Annotated in this window: 4 protein-coding genes; 1 reads left to right on the top strand and 3 read right to left on the bottom strand. The window is 58.4% G+C overall.

What is annotated here, in order from left to right; translation table 11 throughout:
* The 3 genes from ACI9KD_RS16830 to ACI9KD_RS16820 form a co-directional block, all read right to left on the bottom strand.
* On the bottom strand, nucleotides 1–1,385 hold a 1,385-nt coding region (locus ACI9KD_RS16830), incomplete at its 3' end, for a heavy metal translocating P-type ATPase (protein WP_414982326.1).
* Between the two features lie 193 nt (nucleotides 1,386–1,578).
* Nucleotides 1,579–3,654 carry a pyridoxamine 5'-phosphate oxidase family protein gene (locus tag ACI9KD_RS16825; RefSeq protein WP_414982325.1) on the bottom strand — a complete coding sequence of 692 codons (2,076 nt, stop codon included), beginning with the start codon at nucleotides 3,652–3,654 and terminating at the stop codon, nucleotides 1,579–1,581.
* Between the two features lie 126 nt (nucleotides 3,655–3,780).
* Complete coding sequence (locus ACI9KD_RS16820) at nucleotides 3,781–4,407, bottom strand: glutathione S-transferase family protein (RefSeq protein ID WP_414982324.1); 627 nt, start codon at nucleotides 4,405–4,407, stop codon at nucleotides 3,781–3,783.
* A gap of 135 nt (nucleotides 4,408–4,542) precedes the next feature.
* Between ACI9KD_RS16820 and ACI9KD_RS16815 the strand changes: the two genes are divergently transcribed.
* Nucleotides 4,543–4,690: helix-turn-helix domain-containing protein (locus ACI9KD_RS16815; RefSeq protein ID WP_414982327.1), on the top strand; the 148-nt coding region annotated here is incomplete at its 3' end.

Genomic DNA, 4,690 nt, shown 5'->3' with positions numbered 1-4,690 from the left:
CCCACCATGATGGACGTGGGCGTGGCCAACCCCATTGCGCAAGGACAGGCGATGATCAAAACGGCGACGCTCGCCACTAAGGCAAAGCTAAGTGCAGGATCGGGGCCAACCAGTAACCAAGTCAGAAAAGTTACCAAGGCGACCCCAATGACTGCTGGTACGAACCAGAGAGTGATACGGTTGACCAAATCCTGTATGGGCAATTTTGCGCCCTGCGCGTCTTCAACCATACGGATAATTTGCGCTAGCATCGTATCGCCACCCACCTTGGTCGCCCGGAACGTTAGTGCGCCAGTGCCGTTAACAGTGCCGCCCACGACCTCGGTGTCAGCGGATTTCTCTACTGGAGTAGGCTCACCCGTAATCATACTTTCATCGACGTAAGACATTCCTTTGATGACAACCCCATCGACTGCAATTTTTTCGCCTGGACGCACCTGGATGAGATCACCGACTCCGATATCGTCGACAGGTATCTCGATCAGCTGCCCATCCCGTTCCACCTGCGCAGTTTTGGCCCTCAGGCCAACGAGTTTGCGGATTGCTTGGCCGGTACGTCCTTTCGCACGCGCTTCAAGAAAGCGACCCAAAAGAATGAGCGTCACAATCATCGCTGCCGCTTCAAAGTAGACCGCGCGCGTGCCATCGGGCAAAAGTGTCGGCACAAAGAGGGCCACTGCGGAAAACCCCCATGCAGCCGACGACCCAAGTGCGACCAGAGAGTTCATGTCGGGGGCGCCTTTGAAGAGCGCAGGGAAACCTTTGAGGTAGAACTGCCTTCCGGGCCACGCCAGAACAATCGTCGTTAGGACAAACTGGATCGTCCAACTGATCTCCATGCCCAGGGTGTCCATTATCCAGTCATGAATGACGGGAACCATATGGCTGCCCATTTCAAGGATAAAGACGGGCATGGTCAGGACTGCGGCAACCAGCGTCATGCGTTGCAGGTGAGCCGCCTCTTCTGCCTTTCGGTCTGCGGTCGCATCTGCTGCGCCCTGATCGGTGACCTGATCGGTGACCAGATCGGTGACCAGAGTAGCTGGATATCCCGCCGCATTAGCAGTTTGGGCAATGTCAGCAGGCGACAGGGACGTTCCGATCACCCGAACGGTCGCCTCCTCCTTTACCAGGTTGACGACAACAGAAGCGATACCAGGAGCGACCGCCAAGGCACGCTCGACACGGCCAACACATGACGCACAGGACATGTTTTCTATGCTAAAGCGATATGTTCGCAGCTCAGCAGGATAACCAGCGGCGTCCAGTGCTGCGGTTACGTCAGCGGCCTCAAAGGTATCATTGAAGCTGATAGTGGCCGTTTCTGCAGCAAGGTTTACATGCGCTTCTTGCAACCCGGGTACAGCACCTAGGGCTTTTTCCACACGCCCAACGCATGAGGCGCAGCTCATCTCCCGCACGCCGAAAGTTAGTGATCTGTTGCTTTCCATGGTGAGACCTATTGCTCTTGAATACCCATACAGTATTAGGCTTCCAGTAGATGGAAGGTCAAGGTGTTGTTATACAAGCAGTCCTGCGCCATGTCCCGCTACGGTAGATTGCGCAGGGCGTGAGCTGCTAGAGCTGCAGCACCAGCGGCTCCGGTTCTTGCGAATTCGGCGTGCGGGGTCGCGCGCTGCAGATCAGTACCTCGCCGCTCGCAAGCTCTGCGGCGGGCTGCTCGACATAGTCAACGTTGCCAGTGTCAAGCTTGGTGGCGCAGGCTCCACATACTCCAGAGCGGCATGAATAGGCAGCATCAATGCCATTGGCTTCTGCCAGTTCAAGCAGGGTGCCGGAGGCCGGTGTCCACTGGGCCACGATGCCGCTTTGTGCAAATTCAACGCTGAGCGGCTGAGCGTTTTCTTCGGGCTCGGTCTTCGGCATGCTGCGCTTCACCGTCGATGGACCAAACGCCTCGAAACGTATGCGCTCGTCGGGAACCTGAGCGTTCCTCAGGTCGGTGTACAGGGATTGCATGAACTCCCCGGGGCCACAGAGATAGAAATCAAAATCATCGAAAGGCAGCACTGACCTCAGCAAGTCGATATTCACGCGGCCCACCGCATTGAAGTCCCTGCCCACCCGATCCTCAATTCTCGGTCGGCTGTATGCGGTATGCACTCGCAGATTTTTGTTGCGTCGCCGAAGTTCCGCGAGCTCTTCGCCGAAAGCATGGGTAGCCCCATTGCTTGTGCCGTGGATGAAATACAGTGGGCGGCCATTACCGTTGATTCTCTCGTTGCTTGTGGCCTCGGCACTCAGAGCCTGTGCCATGGCCAGCATCGGGGTGATCCCGACGCCGGCAGAAAGCAGAACCACAGGCCGGGCGCTTTTTCGATCAAGAACAAACTGTCCAGCCGGGATGCGGGCTTTAAATCGGTCGCCGACTTTTAGTTCATCATGAATGTAAGCAGACGCCACACCGTCGGCATCGCGCTTGATCGACAGGCGATACCAGCGCCCGTCGTGGGCAGATGACAGGGAATACACACGCTCGACACCCTCGTTGATCGGCAGGCGAACAGGCAGGAACTGGCCGGGTTCATGGGAGATGACCGGGCCATCCAGCGGGCGTAGATACACCGAGCGAATGTCAGCGCTTTCCTGTTCGAGACGGCTAACCTCCACGGTCTGCCAGGCGCCTTCTGATTTGAGTTCCTCCCTGCGCTTATCGACGTCCTCCCAGCTACCCAATTGCTCGAGTAACGGTGCGTAGCTGTCAAAGTGAAAACGCAGTGGCAGGCTTTTACTCACGCGTCGCCACTGCGTCGGCTCTATGCGCACGAAGCGCTGCGCGCCGGCGAAGGCCTCGATGTCTTCACTTTCCCAGATGATTGTGGCGCGACCCGTGAGGTACAGCAGGTCTCCGCTGTCAAAATCAATGAACATAAGGCCAGCGCGGCCGGTCAGCTCGATATTGCCCAGGGTGTTGAAATGGTTGTTACCGGTGAAGTCCGGGAAGATAAGCGCGCCGTTGTCATCAACGCGCACAAACCCCGGCCGGCCGCCGCGGTGTGAGACATCGGCGCCGAGCTGCGGGCCGTCTTGACGGTCCCCATAGGCGGTGGCAATAAAGAGGGTATCTGCTTCGCGGATCAGCTGGCGTGCAGCCTCATCCAGATTTTCTCCTTGGTCAATCTGCCTAGGCTCAGCCGGGGACGCTAGCCCTGGCAGTGCTTCGATTTCCCGACTCTGGATGTATTGTGGGCAGTTACCAAAGGCCTGGTCGATGGCAATTTCGAGCCGGTCAGCGCTGCGCCGAACGATCTGTCCCGCAGCGCGGTTGCGACGGCGTTCCTCGGGGAGAATACCGAGCATGCCGATAGCGGCGCCCTTTATGGCCTGGTGCGCGAGGGGCGACCCGTACAGCGGTGCGCTGTCGATGTTCAGGTGCTGCGGATCGGGAGAGCTGATAAAGCCCTCGGGACCCGCAATCAGTGACGCCCACGGCGAGCCCTGTTCATCGAGCGTACCGACGATCAGGAAGGGCAGTTGACTGTAAAAGTCGCGGTGCTGCTCGGGGAAGAAATCGCGGATTACTCGCCGGCCGAGACGCTCCGCGCCCTCACGGACACCCAGGCGTTCCTGGACGGCAGTCTCGCCACGATGGAAAGGTGAAGTGTCTCGAGTCCAGCCCCTTGTCTTGTTCATCTTGGCGTTCCTCATTGCTTGGGTTTTGGGGATGACCGGGAGGCGGCCGACTATCTGAACAGTCGAGGTGCTCGCAGATAGTCAACTGCCACTCGGTGGCTAGTTGCAGCAGATAGTTATCCGGCGTCACGCCGCAAGTGCTGCGAGCGCGTCGGTCTCAGTGATCTGCATCGGCACGAAACCGGGCAGGGCTTCGATTCTCGACAGCCAGACAGTCACCGCGGTGTAAGGTCGAAGATCGACGCCACCCTCGGGGGCGTGGGCGATGTAGCTGTAGAGGGCAACATCGGCGATGGTCGGGTTCTCACCCACCAGCCAGTCACTATTGGCCAGGGTCGTGTTCAGCACGCCCAGGAGTGCCTCGGCCTTGCTGATCGCAGCGGCGTGATCCAGGCCCGCCTTGAAGACCGTGACCAGGCGCGCGGCAGCGGCGCCGTTGGCAAGCTCGTTGGCTGCCCTGGATAGCCAGATCTGGACGTGGGCCTGCGTCTCGCCATCCTGCGGATACCAGCGGCGGCTGTCGTCATAGCGCGCGGCCAAGTAGACAAGAATCGCGTTGGAGTCGTACAGGGTGACGTCCCCGTCTTCCAGTACCGGGACCTGCCCGAAGGGATTGAGAGCCAGGAATTCCGCTTGCTTGTGTGCACCAGCGAGCAGGTTGACGTCGATTATTTCTGGCGTGAGCCCTAGCAGGCTCGCCGCGAGCCTGACGCGGTGGGAGTGGCCGGACAGTGGGTGGCTAAACAGTTTCATCGGTGTATTCCTCTGTATAAGTGTGATGTTGTTTTCAGGTGGCGGGTCACTCCGTCCACGAGAGACACTTTAAGTTCTTTAAAAAATTGATAAATAGATGAATAATGGAATAACTATCCACTAAAAAGGGAAAGTATGGACGTCATACACGCGATGCGAGTGTTTAGTGCCGTGGCAGCCGAAGGGTCCTTTACCCAGGGCGCCGAGCGTGCCGGTATTTCCATACAGTCGGCGAGCAAACTGGTGAAGGCCCTGGAGAACCGCCTTGGCGCGCTGCTGTTCG

The organism is Congregibacter sp., from assembly GCF_047617445.1.
Lineage (GTDB): Bacteria > Pseudomonadota > Gammaproteobacteria > Pseudomonadales > Halieaceae > Congregibacter.
This window is presented reverse-complemented; position numbering and strand designations above follow the sequence as displayed.